The following is a 1403-nucleotide window of genomic DNA, read 5'->3' as shown; positions in this document are numbered from 1 at the left end:
CGGGCTAGCTAATCGATGACATCTGGGTCGCCAATGCACAATGCCCAAAGTATACACCCCCAGCCTTCACGAAACGACAAGCTTTGGTCGGAGTAGTGCTCGTCCGCGTCTTGGGTGACGGCTGGAGCTGGAGCGGTCGTTACAACGGCCAACGCCGTGGCAGCAAGTATCGTTCGTGGCCAGTGAGACCGCAATTTCAGGAGCCTCGGGCGCGCCACAGCGTCTTTTTCTGAGGTAGGCATTTTTCGTTTTCCTTTTGGATCATCACAGATTTGAAGAGGGGTCTGGTGTTATGTGCCATTGGGAGAGCCGGCGAAGCAGATATTCATGTGGTCGTCATAGATTCCTCCTGAATGTTTGTTTTACGAGAACCCTTATGGCAGCCCTATCTGACAGCCTGAAAGCGGTCTGCGGGATGGCGATCCTGTCTGATCGCAGCGAGATCCAACCGAGCTGGGGCGGTGCGACGGGATGCGCAGCCTGTATTGCGTTCGGACGAATGTCATGTGAACTCCTGGGCTAAGACTGCGCGACGGCCATGTCGGAACACGGTATCATGGCTATGAATATGCAATTGGCATGCCACCAAACGGGTTGTGAGCAGCGACCCCAAATCGGAGGAGTCGTCCGCTGGCCGGCTTGATCCTAACCCCCAGGATGTTTGGATCTGAACACAGATTTGTCGTCAATCGGACACGGACAAAATGCTGTGACCAGCTGGGCACCGGTGCTGACGCTTTGGTCAGACAGGCCAGAGACGTTGATACAGCGGGACTGTCAGGATTTCCGTGTGCGGTCGGGCGGTTGAACATTACGCCGCCATGGCCTTGATGAAGCGTTCACCGAAGATGACGGCGAACTGGGCCTTGGCCATGGACCACTCACGTGGCGGCATTTTCCACTCTTTCTCGGACCGGTTCAAGATCAGATAGAGCAGCTTGGTGGCTTGGTGGCGGCTTCGTCGCTGGAGAAATGGCCCCTGGCCCTGACGGCCGCCTGAGCTTCGAGTTCAGGGCCTCGATGGCATTGGTCATATAGATGATCCGGCGCACGGCATCGGGGAAGGCGAAGAAGGGGACGACCTCGCTCCAAACACGCCGCCAGCTCTGGCCAATCGCGGGATAGCGCTTGCCCCATTCACTGGCCTCGAAGGTCGTCAGCGCCTCCTCGGCGGCCTGAGCGTCGACGGCACGGTAGATTCCCTTCAGGGCTGTCACGAGCGGCTTGCGATCCTTCCAGGACACGAAGTCCATTGAGTTCCGGCAGGAAGAGTACGGCGGGCCGCCAGAAGGTAGGGATCGACGGAAATCCGGGCATGAGCACGACCGCCGTCGCCCTGCGGCGTACGTGCAGTAGTATCCTGCGCGCGTCAGGCTCTCGTCATCGAGATGCCAGCCGTCGGC

Annotated in this window: 1 pseudogene; it reads right to left on the bottom strand. The window is 58.7% G+C overall.

The window, feature by feature from the left end:
• Positions 1-811: 811 nt before the first annotated feature.
• A pseudogene (locus tag ACFFNA_RS36785) lies at positions 812-1262 on the bottom strand (transposase); the annotation flags it as partial.
• Positions 1263-1403 lie beyond the last annotated feature (141 nt).

The organism is Mesorhizobium kowhaii (genome assembly GCF_042431665.1).
Taxonomy (GTDB): Bacteria; Pseudomonadota; Alphaproteobacteria; order Rhizobiales; family Rhizobiaceae; genus Mesorhizobium; species Mesorhizobium kowhaii.
Note: the sequence above shows the minus strand (reverse complement) of the source record. Positions and strands in the feature narration are given on the sequence as shown.